The sequence below is a fragment of the Paraburkholderia piptadeniae genome, from assembly GCF_900007165.1.
In the GTDB taxonomy this organism is placed as follows: domain Bacteria; phylum Pseudomonadota; class Gammaproteobacteria; order Burkholderiales; family Burkholderiaceae; genus Paraburkholderia; species Paraburkholderia piptadeniae.
In genome coordinates this window covers 1-16,603 of sequence record NZ_CYGY02000212.1, presented here as the reverse complement: position 1 = coordinate 16,603, position 16,603 = coordinate 1, and the positions used below count along the sequence as shown (strand labels likewise).

At 58.3% G+C, this 16,603-nt stretch carries 9 protein-coding genes and 4 pseudogenes; 4 read left to right on the top strand and 9 right to left on the bottom strand.

Annotation, left to right across the window (positions count from 1 at the left end; all coding sequences use genetic code 11):
* The 3 genes from BN2476_RS44610 to BN2476_RS44600 all read right to left on the bottom strand — a co-directional run.
* Positions 1–154, bottom strand: a 154-nt coding sequence (locus BN2476_RS44610; RefSeq protein WP_143811248.1) for a response regulator, incomplete at its 3' end; no start/stop codon positions are given.
* Between the two features lie 83 nt (positions 155–237).
* Positions 238–432: a hypothetical protein gene (locus BN2476_RS44605; RefSeq protein ID WP_087740453.1), complete on the bottom strand. Its 195-nt coding sequence runs from the start codon at positions 430–432 to the stop codon at positions 238–240.
* A gap of 333 nt (positions 433–765) precedes the next feature.
* Positions 766–1,032 carry a hypothetical protein gene (locus BN2476_RS44600; RefSeq protein ID WP_227747237.1) on the bottom strand — a complete coding sequence of 89 codons (267 nt, stop codon included), beginning with the start codon at positions 1,030–1,032 and terminating at the stop codon, positions 766–768.
* Between the two features lie 340 nt (positions 1,033–1,372).
* Between BN2476_RS44600 and BN2476_RS44595 the strand changes: the two are divergent.
* Positions 1,373–1,568: pseudogene (locus BN2476_RS44595) on the top strand (IS6 family transposase); the annotation flags it as partial.
* Positions 1,569–1,758: 190 nt separating this feature from the next.
* Here the strand turns inward: BN2476_RS44595 and BN2476_RS44590 are convergent.
* Together BN2476_RS44590 and BN2476_RS44585 are read right to left on the bottom strand one after the other, a co-directional pair.
* Positions 1,759–2,399: pseudogene (locus BN2476_RS44590) on the bottom strand (response regulator).
* Positions 2,396–3,811 (bottom strand): cache domain-containing protein, encoded by a 1,416-nt coding sequence (locus BN2476_RS44585; RefSeq protein WP_087740452.1) that lies wholly within the window; start codon positions 3,809–3,811, stop codon positions 2,396–2,398. The pseudogene BN2476_RS44590 and the gene BN2476_RS44585 overlap by 4 nt, the downstream one beginning before the upstream one ends.
* 203 nt (positions 3,812–4,014) lie before the next feature.
* Here BN2476_RS44585 and BN2476_RS44580 point away from each other — a divergent pair, with 203 nt between their 5' ends.
* A complete protein-coding gene (locus BN2476_RS44580) occupies positions 4,015–6,093 on the top strand; it encodes a carbon starvation CstA family protein (RefSeq protein WP_087740451.1) in 2,079 nt (692 codons plus the stop codon).
* 12 nt (positions 6,094–6,105) lie between these two features.
* Positions 6,106–6,312: a YbdD/YjiX family protein gene (locus BN2476_RS44575; RefSeq protein ID WP_087740450.1), complete on the top strand. Its 207-nt coding sequence runs from the start codon at positions 6,106–6,108 to the stop codon at positions 6,310–6,312.
* Positions 6,313–6,624: 312 nt separating this feature from the next.
* On the opposite strand, the pseudogene BN2476_RS49210 reads toward BN2476_RS44575, so the two are convergent.
* Positions 6,625–6,877, bottom strand: a pseudogene (locus BN2476_RS49210) (IS6 family transposase); the annotation flags it as partial.
* A gap of 587 nt (positions 6,878–7,464) precedes the next feature.
* On the opposite strand from BN2476_RS49210, the gene BN2476_RS44565 reads away from it, so the two are divergent.
* Complete coding sequence (locus BN2476_RS44565; RefSeq protein ID WP_087740448.1) at positions 7,465–12,894, top strand: AAA family ATPase; 5,430 nt, start codon at positions 7,465–7,467, stop codon at positions 12,892–12,894.
* 349 nt (positions 12,895–13,243) lie between these two features.
* Here BN2476_RS44565 and BN2476_RS49200 read toward each other — a convergent pair.
* The 3 genes and pseudogenes from BN2476_RS49200 to nifD all read right to left on the bottom strand — a co-directional run.
* Positions 13,244–13,441, bottom strand: a pseudogene (locus tag BN2476_RS49200) (hypothetical protein); the annotation flags it as partial.
* A 184-nt stretch (positions 13,442–13,625) separates the two neighbouring features.
* A complete protein-coding gene (nifK, locus tag BN2476_RS44555; protein ID WP_087740446.1) occupies positions 13,626–15,185 on the bottom strand; it encodes a nitrogenase molybdenum-iron protein subunit beta in 1,560 nt (519 codons plus the stop codon).
* 71 nt (positions 15,186–15,256) lie between these two features.
* Positions 15,257–16,603, bottom strand: a 1,347-nt coding sequence (gene nifD, locus BN2476_RS44550; RefSeq protein WP_087740454.1) for a nitrogenase molybdenum-iron protein alpha chain, incomplete at its 5' end; no start/stop codon positions are given.

Genomic DNA, 16,603 nt, shown 5'->3' with positions numbered 1-16,603 from the left:
GCAGCAGATCGACGACGCCACTGCGCAGCTTGTCGATCACTTCTTTCCCTTGCACCGCTTCCGCCGCGACGACGATATCGCTCGTGGTTGCGATGATCTGCCTGAGTCCGCCACGAACGATCGCGTGATCGTCTGCAATGAGTATCCTGATCATGTTCGGTCCGCGATCGAGCGGAATGTGAATGGAAACCATGGTGCCCGCGCCCCGCGTGCTGCCGATCGAAAACGATCCGCCGATTAGCAGCGCGCGATAGTCGCGAGATGCTGCGCGACGCGCCGCGAAAGAAAGCACAACTTGGAGAGCGCGAGAAGGAACGCATCGACTACCTTGTTCACCATAATGACGAGCGCGGTGCGCGCGAAATCGCGATGGAGATTCGAGGCCGTCACCTCGACACACAGCGTGGCAATCTGCTTGGCATCGTCCTTCACTCGGTGCACGAGATAGTGGTGCTACATCGCCAGGATCAGCCTGATCGCGCAGCTGATGGCGAGCACCGTCGCGAGAAGCCGCAGTTCCACTGCAGCGCCCCACGTAGTCGAACCGTTCCACGCGCGTCCAACCTGTCGAGAGCCATATTCTTCGAGAGTTCCGCCGTTTAGCTATCCTATTCTGCACTCGAACTCGAAGACCAGCTTACCGCGCCTGCCAGGGTTCCGACGAGTCCGATGAATCGCTGCGCGCGGTCGCTCCAACCTCATTGCGTCTTGCCGAATTCTTCCCTGCGGTTTTGCCTGTTTCTCCCCGCTCCTCCGCTTGCGCCGTTAACTGTCCTTTTCCGGCGACTCGCCCACTGCCATCAGGTTCACTACGGGCGCCGGGCGTTCGATCAGATCGTCGATCATATCCGCCATTTCGCAAAGCGCGCGAAATCCATTTTCGTCGAGTTGGTCCGTGTGGTAGCGCCGCAATTTGCGCATTGTTTCGCCCAAACATCTCAGCGCGGCAGGCGTGCTGTCAATCATCGGCCAGCAATGCATCAGATATGTGAGCGCTGTCACATTGCGCGCCTTGCACCATGTGTCGAACATACGCAGACAGATCAAGTTGATCTGTTCCACGTTATTCTCACGCTCCGAAAGATAGGCAATCGTCACACTTCGTGCTCGGCTTGGCGTTTTCAATGCCCCATTTTCGCCTAACTGGTTTAACAACGCTGTCAGGGTGAACTGTAAACCGATGCGAGACATCCTGATTCGCGCGTCAGGAAATCCTGACCACCCATTTGCGCGTAGAGCATGCGACGATGGGCGAGAATCCTTATATGGCGTTGCTTCATGCCTCCGTTCTCTCGGGAAATTCTGACGCTTCCAATCGGCTGCGGCTAGAGGTCTCGTGGTCACCGTCACGTTGCTCAGTGAGTCGGATAACATCTGGCGATACAGGACACGAAATGGGCTTTGTCGCGACCATCGCTTCCCGGCGATCGTCATTAGTTGCGCCGTTCGCCCGTACTACCGGTTTCAGTTGAGGCTGCACGACATCGAGAAGTTGTCGTTCGAGCGGGGTGTTGTCGTCAGCTACGAAACCATTCGACGTAGGTGCGACATTCGGCGCGGGCTTCGCATGCGCACGCATCGCCGTGGGCGTCTTAAAGGCAAGCGCGTGCGGCTGATGTCGTGGTCGGCTATTGCGGCGTTGCAGGAGGCGGGTCTCGAGATCGTCGGGCAAAAGTCCCCTACACAGCGGGACGTGCTGAAACGCGCATGTATCGCCGCTGTCCGATTCGCGCAATACCGCCCTTCCGGGCGGTCGACCTAACTTGAGCGCCGGTGCTCCACGGCGAACTTGATCAGTTCCGCCTGACCATCAATTTCGAGTTTGCGTTTCAGATTCAGCCTATGCGTTTCAACGGTTCTCACTGACAGACCGCTGCGCTGTGCGATCTGCTTGCTCGACAGCCCTTCGGCCAGCTGGTCGAGAATGTCGCGCTCTCGCGGTGTCAAACGTTCCATAGGATCGCGAATCGTGAATGCATGGATGAGCCGCGCGCCAAGTCCTTCGCTGAAGAACGTCTTCCCATCGAGAACCGCACCGATCGCGCGGATGATTTCCGCGCCCGGCGAATCCTTCAAAACATAGCCGCGCGCACCGGCGCGAACGGCTTTGGTCACATACTCAACGTTGTCGTGCATCGACAGCATGAGCACGCGTATGCCAGGAAAGCGTTCATGAAACAGCGCGGCGAGCGTAATTCCATTCATGCCCTTCATGCCGACATCCATCAGCACGAGGTCAGGCTCCTGCGCGGCCGCGAGCGCCAGCGCTTGTTCCGCATTGCCCGCTTCGCCGACGACGGCAAAGCCTGGCACAGCCTCGAGCCGCGCGCGCAAGCCGTCGCGCACAAGCGGTGATCATCGACAAGTATGAGGCGCGCCGCGCCCGTTGGATAGTTCATGAACGTTTCACCTGCAGTTTTTCCGGAAGCGGGCCGCGCGTGAAAAGAGGCACGGTCGCCGTTACTATTGTATGACCCGCGCGTGAGTCTAGTTGCAGGCTGCCGTTGAGCGCCTCCAGCCGCTCACGCATGTTGCGCAGACCGATGCCCCTAAAAAGATCGGACTGTACGCGTTCAACATTGAAGCCCCGCCCGTCGTCGCTGATAGAGAGAGTGATCTTGCTCCCCGATACTTCGAGCGCCAATGCCGCCCGGGTCGCATGTGCGTGCCGGAGAATATTGGTCAACGCTTCCTGCGCGATACGAAATAGCGCCGTCTTTACACTATCGGGCAAGTGCGCGGCGTGATCGTGGGAAATCTGCGTGAAACCGATCACCAGTTGACTCTGCGCGCTCAACTCGCGCGTCAACTGTTCCAGCGCCGCCGCGAGGCCCAGATCGTCGAGCATCGAAGGACGCAGTGCATGCGAGATGCGGCGCACTTCGCGCAGCGCATCGGCGAGGCGAGCGATACCCATGGACAGCGCTGCTTCCGCCGGCGGGACGTGCGTTGCGCTCAGTTCGAGACGCGCAAGCGCCGATTCGAGCAGCAACTTGACGGACACGAGCATCTGATTGATGCCGTCGTGCAGTTCCCGCGACAGCCGCGCCCGTTCGTTTTCCTGCGACTCCACCACCTGCTGCGCGAGACGCTTGAGCTTGGCGTCGGCGCTGCGGTGCTCGCTTACGTTCAACACAAGCGCGCAGACGGCAATCACGCAGAGCCCGGCAAGCGCAATCGTGCCGATCCACATCATCGTGTGGTCAATATCGCCCGATGCGCGCCGATCGATGCGTGCGAGCGTCGTATCAACATCGTCCAGATAGATTCCTGTGCCGAGCATCCAGCCCCAGCGCCGTAGCGGCACGACATAGCCGAGCTTCGGCGCGAGCTTGCCGGTCGACGGACGATGCCACACATAACGCACATAGCCGCCTCCCTGTGCAGCCGCGCCGAGCAACTGCTGGATGGTCAGCGCCCCAGCGGGATCGCGCAGCGTCCACAAGTCACGGCCCACGAGATTCGGCTCGCGCGGGTGCATCAACGAGCGGCCGTGCATGTCGTAGACGAAGAAGTAGCCGTCCGGGCCGAAGTCCATTTTCTCCAGCATCGCGAGTGCGCGGTCGCGCAGCAAGGCATCGTCGCGCGCGTTGTTGCCGGCCTCGTCGTACAGAGGCTTGATGGCGCTCGACGCGAGATCGACATAATTGCGCAATTCGATTTTCTTGCTGGCCATATAGGCCAACTGGGTCGTGTCGTGCTGCACCTTCGCAAGCGACGTCGCCTGATGGCGCACGCCGAATGCAATGCCCGCTATTGCGACGAGAAATGGCACGACAGCGAGCAGAAATATCTTCGCTTTGAGTTTCATCTTGGAAAACCGGTCGGGCAGGCTACGTAGAACTACGTAGCACAGTTACGTGGTTGTGCGCTTGTGTCGCACTGGACGAAGACGAATACTACACGCCCAAAGCATGGCACATCTTCGACCATGCGCGGCACCCGCACAACGAGCCGCAGTGGACCCGGCCAGCAGCGCTGACGGGTGTTCGTAAAACTATATTGGAGACTCCTATGAACCGGGCATCCAGTTTTCTGGTGTGGACGGCAGTCGCGCTGTTGGGCGCGTTCTCGTTCGGTACCATCGCGCTCACGCATGGCGAAAAGGTCAACGCACTCTGGGTTGTGATCGCCGCCGTCTGCGTCTATCTGATCGCGTACCGCTTCTACAGCCACTTCATCGCAAACCATGTCGTGCAGCTCGACGGCCAGCGTATGACACCCGCCGTGCGGCACAACGACGGCCTCGATTACGTGCCGACCAACAAGTACGTGCTGTTCGGCCATCACTTCGCGGCCATCGCCGGCGCGGGTCCGCTCGTCGGCCCGGTGCTCGCCGCGCAGATGGGCTACATGCCCGGCATGCTCTGGATTCTCGCAGGAGTCGTTTTCGCGGGCGCGGTGCAGGACTTCATCGTGCTCTTTATCTCGACGCGCCGCGACGGACGTTCGCTCGGCGATCTCGTGAAGATGGAGCTCGGCACAGTCCCTGGCATAATTGCGCTGTTCGGTGCTTTCCTGATCATGGTGATCATTCTTGCCGTGCTGGCGCTGATCGTCGTCAAGGCGCTGACGAATTCGCCGTGGGGCACGTTCACGGTCGCCGCGACGATTCCCATTGCGCTTTTCATGGGCATCTACACGCGCATTATCCGCCTGGGTCGCATCGGTGAGGTGTCGGTGATCGGCTTCGTGCTGCTGATGGCATCGATCGTATTCGGCCAGCAGGTACACGATTCGGCAGCACTGGCCGCATGGTTCACGTTCAGTGGCACACAGCTCACCTGGATTCTGATCGGCTACGGTTTCATCGCATCGGTGCTGCCCGTGTGGCTGCTGCTGGCGCCGCGCGATTATCTGTCGACGTTCCTGAAGATCGGCACGATCCTCGGTCTAGCAACCGGCATTCTGATCGTCGCACCAGAGCTGAAAATGCCGGCGCTGACGAAGTTCATCGACGGCACAGGTCCCGTCTGGTCGGGCAACCTGTTCCCGTTCCTCTTCATCACCATCGCTTGCGGAGCGGTGTCGGGTTTCCATGCGCTGATTTCATCGGGCACGACGCCGAAACTGCTCGATAACGAAACCAACGCGCGCTTCATCGGCTACGGCGCGATGCTGATGGAATCCTTTGTCGCCATCATGGCCCTGGTCGCAGCGGCCGTGATCGAGCCCGGCGTGTACTTCGCGATGAACTCACCTGCTACGGTGCTCGGCGAGATGCCTGAAGCCGTGGCGCACACCGTGTCTCAATGGGGTTTCGTGCTGACGCCGGAGATGCTGACGCAAACTGCAAAAGCCGTCGGTGAGACGACCATCGTGGCGCGCGCAGGCGGCGCACCGACACTCGCCGTGGGTATGGCGCAGATCCTGCATCAGGTGATGGGCGGTCAGGCGATGATGGCATTCTGGTATCACTTCGCGATCCTGTTCGAGGCGCTCTTCATTCTGACGGCGGTCGACGCGGGCACGCGCGCCGGCCGCTTCATGCTGCAAGACCTGCTCGGCACATTCCATCCTGCACTCAAGCGCACAGATTCGATCCCAGCCAATCTGATCTCTACTGCGCTCTGCGTCGCGGCGTGGGGCTACTTCCTCTATCAAGGCGTCGTCGACCCGTTGGGCGGCATCAATACGCTCTGGCCGCTCTTCGGCATCTCGAACCAGATGCTTGCAGGAATTGCACTCGTGCTCGGCACGGTGGTGCTATTCAAGATGAAGCGCGAACGCTTCGCATGGGTCACGCTGGTACCGACCGTGTGGCTGCTGATCTGTACGATGACGGCAGGCTGGCAGAAGATCTTCGACGCCAACCCGAAGATCGGCTTTCTCGCGCACGCGGCGAAACTCGGCGCAGCTGCCGATGCAGGCAAGATCGTCGCACCCGCGAAGTCGATTGCGCAGATGCATCGCGTCATTTTCAACGACTATATCGACGCGGCGCTTGCTGGGCTGTTCATCTTCGTCGTTGTCACTGTTGTCGTGTATGGGGCGCTTGCTGGCGTGCGTGCTCGTCGCGCCGATCGTGCTACTGATCGGGAAATGCCGTTCGAGATGCTGCCCGCCGGCCAGCGTACAGGTGGCACCAACTGATCGGAGGCCGTGATGTTCTCAGGACTGAGGGACGACGTGCGCAACGCAGGGCGCTATCTCGGCCAGACCATGCGGTTGATGGTCGGCTTGCCCGACTATGAGACCTATGTCTCGCATATGAGGCGGACACATCCCGACCGGGATGTGATGAGTTACGAACAGTTCTTTCAGGAACGGCAGGCCGCGCGGTACAGCGGAAGCGCTGGGAGGTGTTGTTGATCTGACAGGTGCCGGCTCGTCCGCAAGCAGCTCTCGCCCTGACCCATCCTGGAGCGACGAAACGCCTCCGTGTTTTGACAGCGCTTTAGCACTCTATAATAACGATGCGTCATCGAACGAATTGCTTTCGCACATCGTCTCAACACGGACCTGTCACCCTGATGGATTACCTTTCCGCAGTCGCTCACCACCATACCTTTTTAACGCAGTAGAACCGGGCGGTTTGAAGCCCGCTACTGCAAGCCGACTCCGGGGAGGTTCACTCCCACCTTCAGTACAGCACAAGGGATTCACATGTGTTCGTGACACACTTTCGTCGAGGTACCACGGGGCGCCTGGTTTACGGCGCGTACCTTGACTGGTGAGCAAAGCCCGCGCCGAATGTGTCGCACCAACGTCGAATGGTTTCGTAGCTGACGACAACACCCTGTTCGAACGACAGCTTTTCGATGTCGCGCGGGCTAAACTGAAACCGGTAGTACGGGCGCACGGCGCAACTGGTGACGATGATCGCCGGGAAGCGATGGTCATGACAAAGCGCATTTTCTGTTCTGCATCGCCAGATCCTGCGCGACTCAACGTGACAATACCTCCCAGAACCTTATCCAGTAGCGTTCCGTCGATTCGAGCGCCACGGCGTCGACACCACAGGGCACCAGCAGCCAGTCGGCGATCACGTAAGATCGTCTGTCATTATCAGGCACTCACGTACCGGCTCATCAGAGGCTGCCCTGGGTACGGTCAGCCCGTCACCAAAGCCTCCAATATTCGATCCCCAACGCGTTTGGAAACACCTTAGCGCTGTCTTCGCGCTTGCTTATCGCCATCGTTGGCATCACTATTGTGAACGGCAACGCCATGGGAAGCGCCGTATTCGACTCGCCCCCGCCAACGAAATCCGGCACGCGGCACTCGCCGCCGTCACCAACGATTCACGGACCATGCTATTAAACGGACTGGGCAACACAACGCGCCAACGCCGTAACTTCGCACCGGTGCATGTTCGGTCGTCTTGGCACTACCGCTCTCTTTATAGCGTGTTCTGCCCAATCTCGTCCGTTTCTCGTTTCTTCTTACATTTTATAGGTGCGATACCTGCCGGGTGCAGCGCATAATTGCTGATTCGACCGGCTTGGAGTCTGGGTGCGGTAAATGAACGTTCCACGCTTTTCCGAAAGACGAAACAACCGCCAAGTCCTATGGGCGGACGCGGACCGTGTCTTCTGTCGAGTTCGTCAATCTCGCGGCAGCGATAGCGTTCTGATCGTACAGACCACGGCGGCGAATCCCTCAGCCGACACCATCCTTCGTCTTGCGCACGAATTCGAGCTGAAGGAGCAGCTCAATGGCACGTGGGCAGTACGGCCCGTAGATCTGATTCGCGGAGAAGACCGGACTGTATTGGTGCTCGAAGACCCGGGCGGCGAGCCGCTCGAACAGGTGATTGGCGCGCCGATGGAGATGGGAACTGTTTTACACGTTGCCATCGGCATTGCCGAGGCGCTGGGCAAAATCCACCAGCGCGGTTTCGTCCACAAGGACCTCAAGCCCGCTCATATTCTGGTGAACTGCGCGGACGGTCTCTTGCGGCTCACCGGCTTCGGCATTGCTTCAGAACTGCCCCGCGAGCGTCAGTCGCCAGCGCCACCTGAAACGATTGCCGGCACGCTGGCATATATGGCACCCGAACAGACGGGGCGAATGAATCGCTCGATTGATTTCCGGAGCGACCTCTATTCATTCGGCGTTGTGCTCTATCAGATGCTCACCGGTGTATTGCCGTTCTGCGCGGCCGACCCGATGGAATGGGTGCACTGCCACGTTGCTCGCAAGCCGATGGCGCCCAGCGCACGGGAGGGAACAATTTCGCCCGTTGTCTCGGAAATAGTTATGAAGCTGCTCGCCAAAACGCCCGAGGAGCGCTATCAGACAGCGGCTGGCGTGGAGCGTGATCTGCGACGTTGTCTTACCGATTGGCAGCGACAGCGACACATCGAAGTCTTTACCCTCGGCGAGCACGACACGCCTGATCGGCTGTTAATTCCTAACAAACTTTATGGTCGGCAACGTGAGATCGACGCTCTGGTCACGGCGTTTGACCGCGTCGTCGCCAAGGGCACACCGCAACTGGTGCTGGTTTCCGGCTATTCGGGCATTGGTAAGTCCGCGATCGCGAATGAGCTACAGAAGGTGCTGGTGCCGTTACGAGCACTCTTCGCGTCGGGCAAGTTCGACCAATACAAGCGCGACATACCATACTCGACACTGCTGCCGGCTTTTCGTGATCTGGTGCGCCGGCTTCTCACTCTGGGTGAGACGGAACTGGCGATTTGGCGCGATGCCTTCATGGTGGCACTGAAGCCAAACGCGCGACTCGTGACTGACCTACTCCCCGAACTTAAGCTTGTCATCGGCAACCAGCCGCCCGTCCCCGAACTGGATCTGCATCAGGCACAACGCCGTTTCCAGCTTGCCTTCCGGCGGTTCGCGGGTGTCTTTGCCCGGCAGGAACGTCCGTTGGTGCTGTTTTTCGATGACCTCCAATGGCTCGATACCGCGACGCTGGACCTGCTGCAGGAATTTCTAACCTGCCCGGATCTGAAATATCTGATGATTATTGGCGCGTATCGAAGCAACGAGGTAGACATCAATCATCTGCTGATGAATAAGCTTCATGCGGTCAGGAAAATGGGCGCGGCGATTGACGAAATCCCGCTCCTACCGCTCACTCGCGAGCACGTGGAGCGATTGATAGCAGAAGCGCTCCATGCAACGCCGGAACGAGTCTCGCCGCTTGCGCAACTCGTACATGATAAGACTGGCGGCAATCCGTTTTTCATCATTCAATTTCTACACGCACTCGTCGACGAGGATTTACTCACTTTCGATCACGACATGGCCTGTTGGCAGTGGCGTCTGCCAGACATTCGCGCAAAGGGCTACACGGACAACGTGGCAGACCTGATGGTCGTAAAGCTGACCCGCCTCCCTGCCGAAACACGGCGGGCATTGCGACTGCTCGCCTGTCTCGGCAATACCGCGGCGATCGGGATTCTGTCGAAAGTGTTGGGAAAAACCAAGCAAAGTGTGCGAGCGTCGCTGACACCAGCAGTACACAAGGAGCTTGTCGATGATCTGGGAGACGCATACAGGTTTGCGCACGACCGGGTGCAGGAAGCTGCCTATTCGCTGATCCCGGATGGCTTGCGTCCAAAGGTCCATCTGCGTATCGGGCGCCTGCTCGCCACACAAACCCCTCCCGAGAAGCGGGAGCAGGCGATATTCGATATCGTCAGTCAACTCAACCGAGGAGCAGCGCTGGTCGCTTCCCAGAAGGAACGCGACCAACTCGCTGAGTTCAACCTGATAGCCGGCCAGCGCGCCAAGGCGTCGACGGCCTATGAATCAGCGCTCACTTATCTCATCATGGGTGCGCAACTCCTAGCCGACGATTGCTGGGAGCGCAAGCATGAACTTATCTTTACACTCGAGTTAACTCGAGCCGAATGCGAATTTCTGACCGGGAGACTGTCGATCGCGGAGCAACGCTTGAAAATGCTATCACTTCGCGCAACACGTACAGTCGAACAGGCGCTCGTCATGTGCCTGCAAATGGACGTTTATCTGACTCTTGACCAGAGCGATCGTGCGGTCGCCGTCTGCCTCGACCATCTCCGTCACATCGGGATCCATTGGTCCGCCCATCCGGGTGAGGAAGACGTACAACGGGAGTACGAACGGATCTGGAGCCGGCTTGGGGGTCGTACGATAGAGGACCTCATCGACTTGCCGCTAATGAAGGACCCAGATTTCCTTTCGACGGCCGATGTGCTGAGCAAGCTCTTGCGCCCAGCATGGTTCACGGACGCGAATCTGGCTTCCCTGACGATATGCAAAGCGGTCAGTCTCAGCCTGGAGCATGGCAACTGCGACGCGTCCTCCTTCGCCTATGTTATGTTTGCACGGATAGCCGGACCGCGTTTTAACGACTATCAAGAAGGGTTCAAGTTTGGCGATCTCGGCTACAAACTCGTCGAACAACGGGGCCTCAAGCGTTTTGAAGCGGTCACGTATCTTTGCTATGCGCTTTACGTCGCGCGCTGGACGAAACACATGCGGATGAGCAATCAGGTGCTCGATACTGCATTCAAGGCGGCGAATCGAACCGGAGACCTACCATCTGCCGCCTACACATGCTGCCATGTCATCTCCAACCTGCTCTTTGCCGGCGAGCCATTAAGCGCGGTGGAACATGAAGTCGAACAGGGCCTGGTCTTTTCCGAAAAGACGGGCTTCGGCATGGTCGTCGATAACCTGATCACACAGCTCGCGCTAATTCGAATGCTCCGCGGCTCGACGCTCCGGTTTGGACGCCTCGATGACGGCAATTTCAAGGAACTCCGTGTCGAGCAGCATTTGTCGGGCAATCCCGCGCTAGCAACGGCTGCGTGCTGGTACTGGATCAGGAAATTACAGGCACGCTATATTGCCGGCAACTACACGGAAGCTGTTGACGCCGCAAGGACGGCGCAACGACTGCTCTGGACGTCTTCGTCGCATTTGGAGGATTGTGAGTATCACTTCTACAGTGCGCTGGCCCGAGCGGCACATTGCGATCACGTTCCGGCCGGAGAGCGGCAGATTTATCAGGACACGGTAGTCGCGCATCACCGGCAACTGAAAATATGGTCGAAGATCTGCCCGGCAAATTTCGCTAACCGCGTGGCGTTGGTCGGTGCCGAGATTGCCCGGTTGGAAAATCGCGATGTTGACGCGATGCGGCTCTTTGAAGAAGCCATCCTGTCAGCACGCGCTAATGGCTTTGTCCATAACGAAGCTATAGCTAACGAACTCGCCTTCCGCTTCTACTCGACACGCGGTTTTGAGAAGATCGCATGCATGTATGCCAAGGAGGCTCGACAAGCCTACCAGCGGTGGGGTGCCGCGGGCAAGGTGCGACAACTCGATGACCTTCTTCCGCATCTCATGGGGGAGGAGCTAGCGCCGATGCCAACTACCACTATCGGGGCGCCCATCGAACAATTGGACCTCGCTACCGTGATCAAAGTGTCGCAGGCAATCTCAGGCGAGATCGTCCTGGACAATCTGGTCGATACGGTCATGCGCACGGCGATCGAACAGGCGGGCGCGGCGCGGGGGGTGCTCATCCTACCGGACGTCGACAAACAATGGATAGCGGCGGAAGCTACAACGGACGGCAACATGCCTCGCGTGCAGTTGTGCACTATGCCCATTAATGCGACGTTAATGCCCGAATCATTGCTGTACCATGTCTTACGCACCGGGGAGAGCGTCATTCTCGACGATGCTGCGGAGGACCCCGCATTTAGCACGGATCCCTACATCCGCGAGCATCGGGTCCGTTCTATCGTCTGCTTGCCCCTGATGAACCAGGCCAAGCTTACGGGCGTGCTCTATCTCGAAAACAATCTGATCACCCGCGCATTCGCTCCAGCTCGAATCGCAGTGCTTCGCCTTCTGGCCTCACAGGCAGCAACATCGTTTGAGAACACTCGCTTGTACGAGGACCTCACGGAGCGCGAAGCTAGAATCCGTCGTCTCGTCGACGCAAACATCATCGGCGTCATCGTGTGGAACGCTAATGGCGACATTCTCGAGGCCAATGACGCATTTCTGAGTATGGTGGGATACGAGCGCGAGGACCTCGTCTCAGGTCGCATTCGCTGGAGAGACCTGACGCCGCAGGAATGGCGCGAGACCACCGAAGAGGCTCTGGAGCAAATTTTGCACACGGGGCGCGTGCAGCCGTCCGAAAAGGAATACATTAGAAAAGACGGTAGCCGTATACCTGTTATGGTTGGCAGAGTTGCCTTCGAATCCAGTCGGAAAGAAGGTGTCGCTTTCGTGGTCGACTTGTCAGAGCGAAAGGAAGTGGAGCACCGCTTGCGGGAATCGTATGAGATGCTACGTGAACTCACCTCGCGTCGCGAGACGGCTCGCGAAGAAGAGCGCAAACGTATTGCACGTGAAATGCACGACGAACTTGGGCAACATCTCACAGCACTTCGCCTAAGGCTCTCGGCTTTGCGAATGAAACTTTGCATTGATTGTCCGGAGCTTGTCGACCAGACGCAGGCACTGGTTTCTCTCGTGGACCAAACAATGCAAGTTGTACGGGGCGTCATCACGTCGCTACGCCCGGCTGCGCTGGACACAGGCATTGTAGCCGCACTCGAGTGGCTTGCCGCCGAGTTCAACCATAATCGACGTGTAACGTGTCGCCTGCTCGTGCACGATGAGAACATCGCAATGGACGAGGACCGGGCCATCGTGCTGTTTCGCCTGGTTCAGGAGGCACTGACCAACGTCTCCCGTCATGCGGAAGCCACGAGGGTGGTCATCACGCTTGAGCGGACGGCTAATGCCTACCTTCTCCAAGTAAGCGACGATGGTCAAGGTTTCGACGTCCTGGCTGCCAGAAAGAAGTCCTTTGGGCTAGTGGGAATGGAAGAACGCGTCCTGATGCTCGGCGGCCACATCGAAATAGTCAGTTCGCCGGGCACCGGAACTGTAATAAAAGCAAGCCTGCCTGATAGTTAGGCCGCGATGATATTGCCACCCTCAAGATGAGTAAGTGACGAGATTCGAAAAATTCGATCTATCAGCGACACGGCGACCGTGATAGAGCGAATTCGTCTTCTTCATTCTTTGAAAGCAACCTTGGCCAAAGAATACGATTAAGGTGTCACGGCATCGACATTTTCAGCTTCCTCGTGGCGGCGCTGTTGATATGCCGCGCACAGAGTCGGTTGGCGCGGCCCGCTAACCGAGTTAAGCCGCTGGCAGATCATGTACCTGCGCGTTTCCAGATGACGAAGCGAAGGTATTTTCGCCAGCGCGCTGCGCTCGCGATTACAGGCGAAACGGAGGATGTAAATCAACTGCACGCCCTACGGCGAGCCGCGTTGACCCGCCGTGCTAAGCCCGCGCCGAACATGTCGCACCTACGTCGAATGGTTTCGTAGCGGACAATAACAGCCCGTTCGAACAACAACTCCTCGATGTCGAGCAGAAACTGAAACCGGCAATACCAGCGCACGGCGCAACAGACAATTTCGACGTAGCCACCGAGCGGCTGGGCACGCACTGTCCATCACCCAGTGAGAGCCTCCAGTCCTTCTCGTCGAGTTCCAAAGCCACGTACTGGAGGTGGACTGGGTCAGGCGTGTCCATTTGCGTGCCCCTTCGCAGAGAACGGGTGTGCGAGTCCCGTATTACTCTCTAACCGCCGCTGCCCTCACATATGGCATCTAGGTGAGGACCACGCGACGTCAGCGCACAATATCATAGCTGTAGTCTGTCTTCGAAATATCGATGGTGTTCGCATCCAGTGTTTCGAAGAACTCATCCAGCAGCGCCAGTAGAATTCGCAATCCGCCGGCATACCCCCAAGTCGGGTAGCGATGATAGTGGTGGCGGTCGAATATGGGGAACACGAGCCGCACAAGGGGTGTCCCGGTGTCGCGCTCCAGATACTTTCCGTATGTGTTGCCGATCAGGAAGTCCACTGGCTCCGTGAATAGCAGCGAGCGCAGGTGCCAAAGATCGCGTTTGGGATAGACCTTGCATCCTGCACCGTATGGCGATGCATCCAACAGGGCCTTGACCTTCTCTGCCCAGCCTTCGTTGCCGTTGGTTGCGAGCACGTGCACCGGCTCCGCGCCGAGTTCAAGCAGGAATTGCGTGTACCCGAGCATCTGGTCCGGATCGCCATAAAGGGCGTAGCGCTTGCCGTGCAGGTTCGCCTGACTATCCGCCATGGCATCGACGAGTTGGCCGCGCTCCTTTTCGAGCTCTGCGGGAATTGGCTTGCCGGTCGCGCGCGAAATCTCCATCAGGAAGCGGTCGGTCCCGCCAACGCCGACAGGCGCATTCAGCAAGATCACTTCCTGGCCGTGATCGGCGATGAACTTGCTCGTCTTCTCGCAGCAAAACTCCTGAAAGACGAACGTTGCCTTCGCGTTCAACGCGCGCTCGACCTCCTCTTTGGTTGTACCGCCCTGGTACATCCGGAACTGGCCATCGGTCGGCGTGTTCCATGTCTCGGACGGGTCACAAATGATGTTGACCTTCACCCCGAATAGGTGGAAGATCCGTCGAATCTCTTTCATATTGCCGACCACGAAACCGTCGAATCCACCGATAAAGTTCACGGTGTCGTCCGGCACGCGCGCGAGCGGGGGAGAAGTGCCAGCCTTGCCGTCCCAAAAATGCTTCAGGATGCCTAATAGCGCATTGTCGTAGCCTGTCACGTGGCTGCCCACAAACGCGGGCGTGTGGGCGAACGGCACGTCATAGTCTTGCGGTACGCTGCCCTTCTGCTTGCTGTTCTTGATGAACGCATCGAGGTCATCGCCGATCACCTCTGCCATGCATGTCGTCGAGACGGCAATCATCTCGGGCTTGTACAGATTGTACGCATTCGCGAGGCCGTCAATCATGTTGTTCAGCCCGCCGAACACCGCTGCGTCCTCCGTCATCGACGAGCTGACGCACGACGTCGGCTCCTTGAAATGTCGCGAGAAATGCGAGCGATAATAAGCCACGCAGCCCTGTGAGCCGTGCACGAACGGCAGAGTCTTGTGAAAACCGTTAGCCACGAAGACGGCGCCAAGCGGCTGGCACGCCTTTGCTGGATTCACAGTCAGCGAATCGCGGGCAAAATTCTTCTGCTTGTAATCCTCAGTCTTGGTCCATTCGGCGACCTGCTTCACCGCCTCATCAGGATGAGTGAACTCGAAGTTTTCCTTCTTGTTGCGAAGCAGCGCCTGATATTCTGGCTCGCGAAAGAGCAGTTCGTGATCGAGAATGTTGTCGGTGGATTGGGGCATGACTCGCTCCTGAATCGATAATCTGAACAGCCGTCTGTCGGCACCGTTATGCCATTAACGCCCGGTTGCGCTCAGGCAGCCTTTTTCCACGGGGCCTTCGAGAGGCCCCAGACTGGACTCGAGATCGCCATGTCCATGTCGCGCGCGAAGATCGCGAAGCCGTCGTAGCCGTGATAGGGGCCCGAGTAATCCCAGCTGTGCATCTGCCGGAACGGGACACCCATCTTCTGAAAGACGTATTTTTCCTTGATGCCCGAGCCGACGAGGTCCGGCCGCGTGTGCTCAACGAATCTCTCGAATTCATAGCCAGTCACGTCGTCGTAGATCAACGTGCCGTCTTCAACATGCTGCGTCGTGCGCTGGTAGTCGTCGTTGTGAGCGAACTCATATCCGGTGCCGACGACTTCCATGCCAAGGTCTTCGTACGCCCCGATAACGTGACGCGGGCGCAGGCCGCCCACGAACAGCATCACCTTTTTGCCTTGCAGACGCGGTTTATACCTGGCAATGACTGCATCCATCAACGCGCGGTATTTAGCGATCACTTTTTCGGCGTTCGCCTTGATTGTGTCGTCAAACCGGCTCGCGATCTCACGCAGGCTCTTCTCGATCATTGTCGGACCGAAAAAGTTGTACTCGACCCACGGAATGCCATATTTCTCCTCCATGTGCCGGCTGATGTAGTTCATCGACCGGTAGCAGTGCAGCAGATTGAGCTTTGATCTCGGCGTACTCTCGAGTTCCGCAAGCGTGCCATCTCCCGACCACTGCGCGATGACGCGCAAACCCATCTCCTCAAGCAGGATGCGGCTTGACCACGCATCGCCGCCGATGTTGTAGTCACCGATGATCGCGACGTCGTAAGGTGTCGACTCGAGTGCGGGCCGCCTGTTCGGATCGACGTGGTCGAACACGCAATCGCGGATCGCATCGTTTGCAAGATGATGGCCGAGTGACTGCGACACACCGCGAAAACCCTCGCAGCGTACCGGCACGATCGTGTGCCCCCCATACTGCGTGCTCTTCTTCTTTGAGACTGCCTCGATGTCGTCACCGATCAGACCGATCGGACACTCAGTCTGGACGGAGATACCTCTGTTGAGCGGAAAGAGCTCCTGGATCTCGTCGATGATCTTGTCGAGCTTCTTGTCGCCGCCGAACACGATGTCCTTCTCCTGGAAATCGGAAGTGAACTGCATCGTGACGAACGTATCGATGCCTGTCGTGCCGACGTAGTAGTTGCGGCGCGAGCCCCACGAGTACTGGCCACAGCCGACGGGGCCGTGACTGATGTGAATCATGTCCTTGATCGGCCCCCAGACAACGCCCTTAGAGCCGGCGTACGCGCAGCCGCGAATTGTCATTACGCCGGGCAGCGACTTGATGTTGGACTTCACCCCACAGTCGGGCTTGCCCTG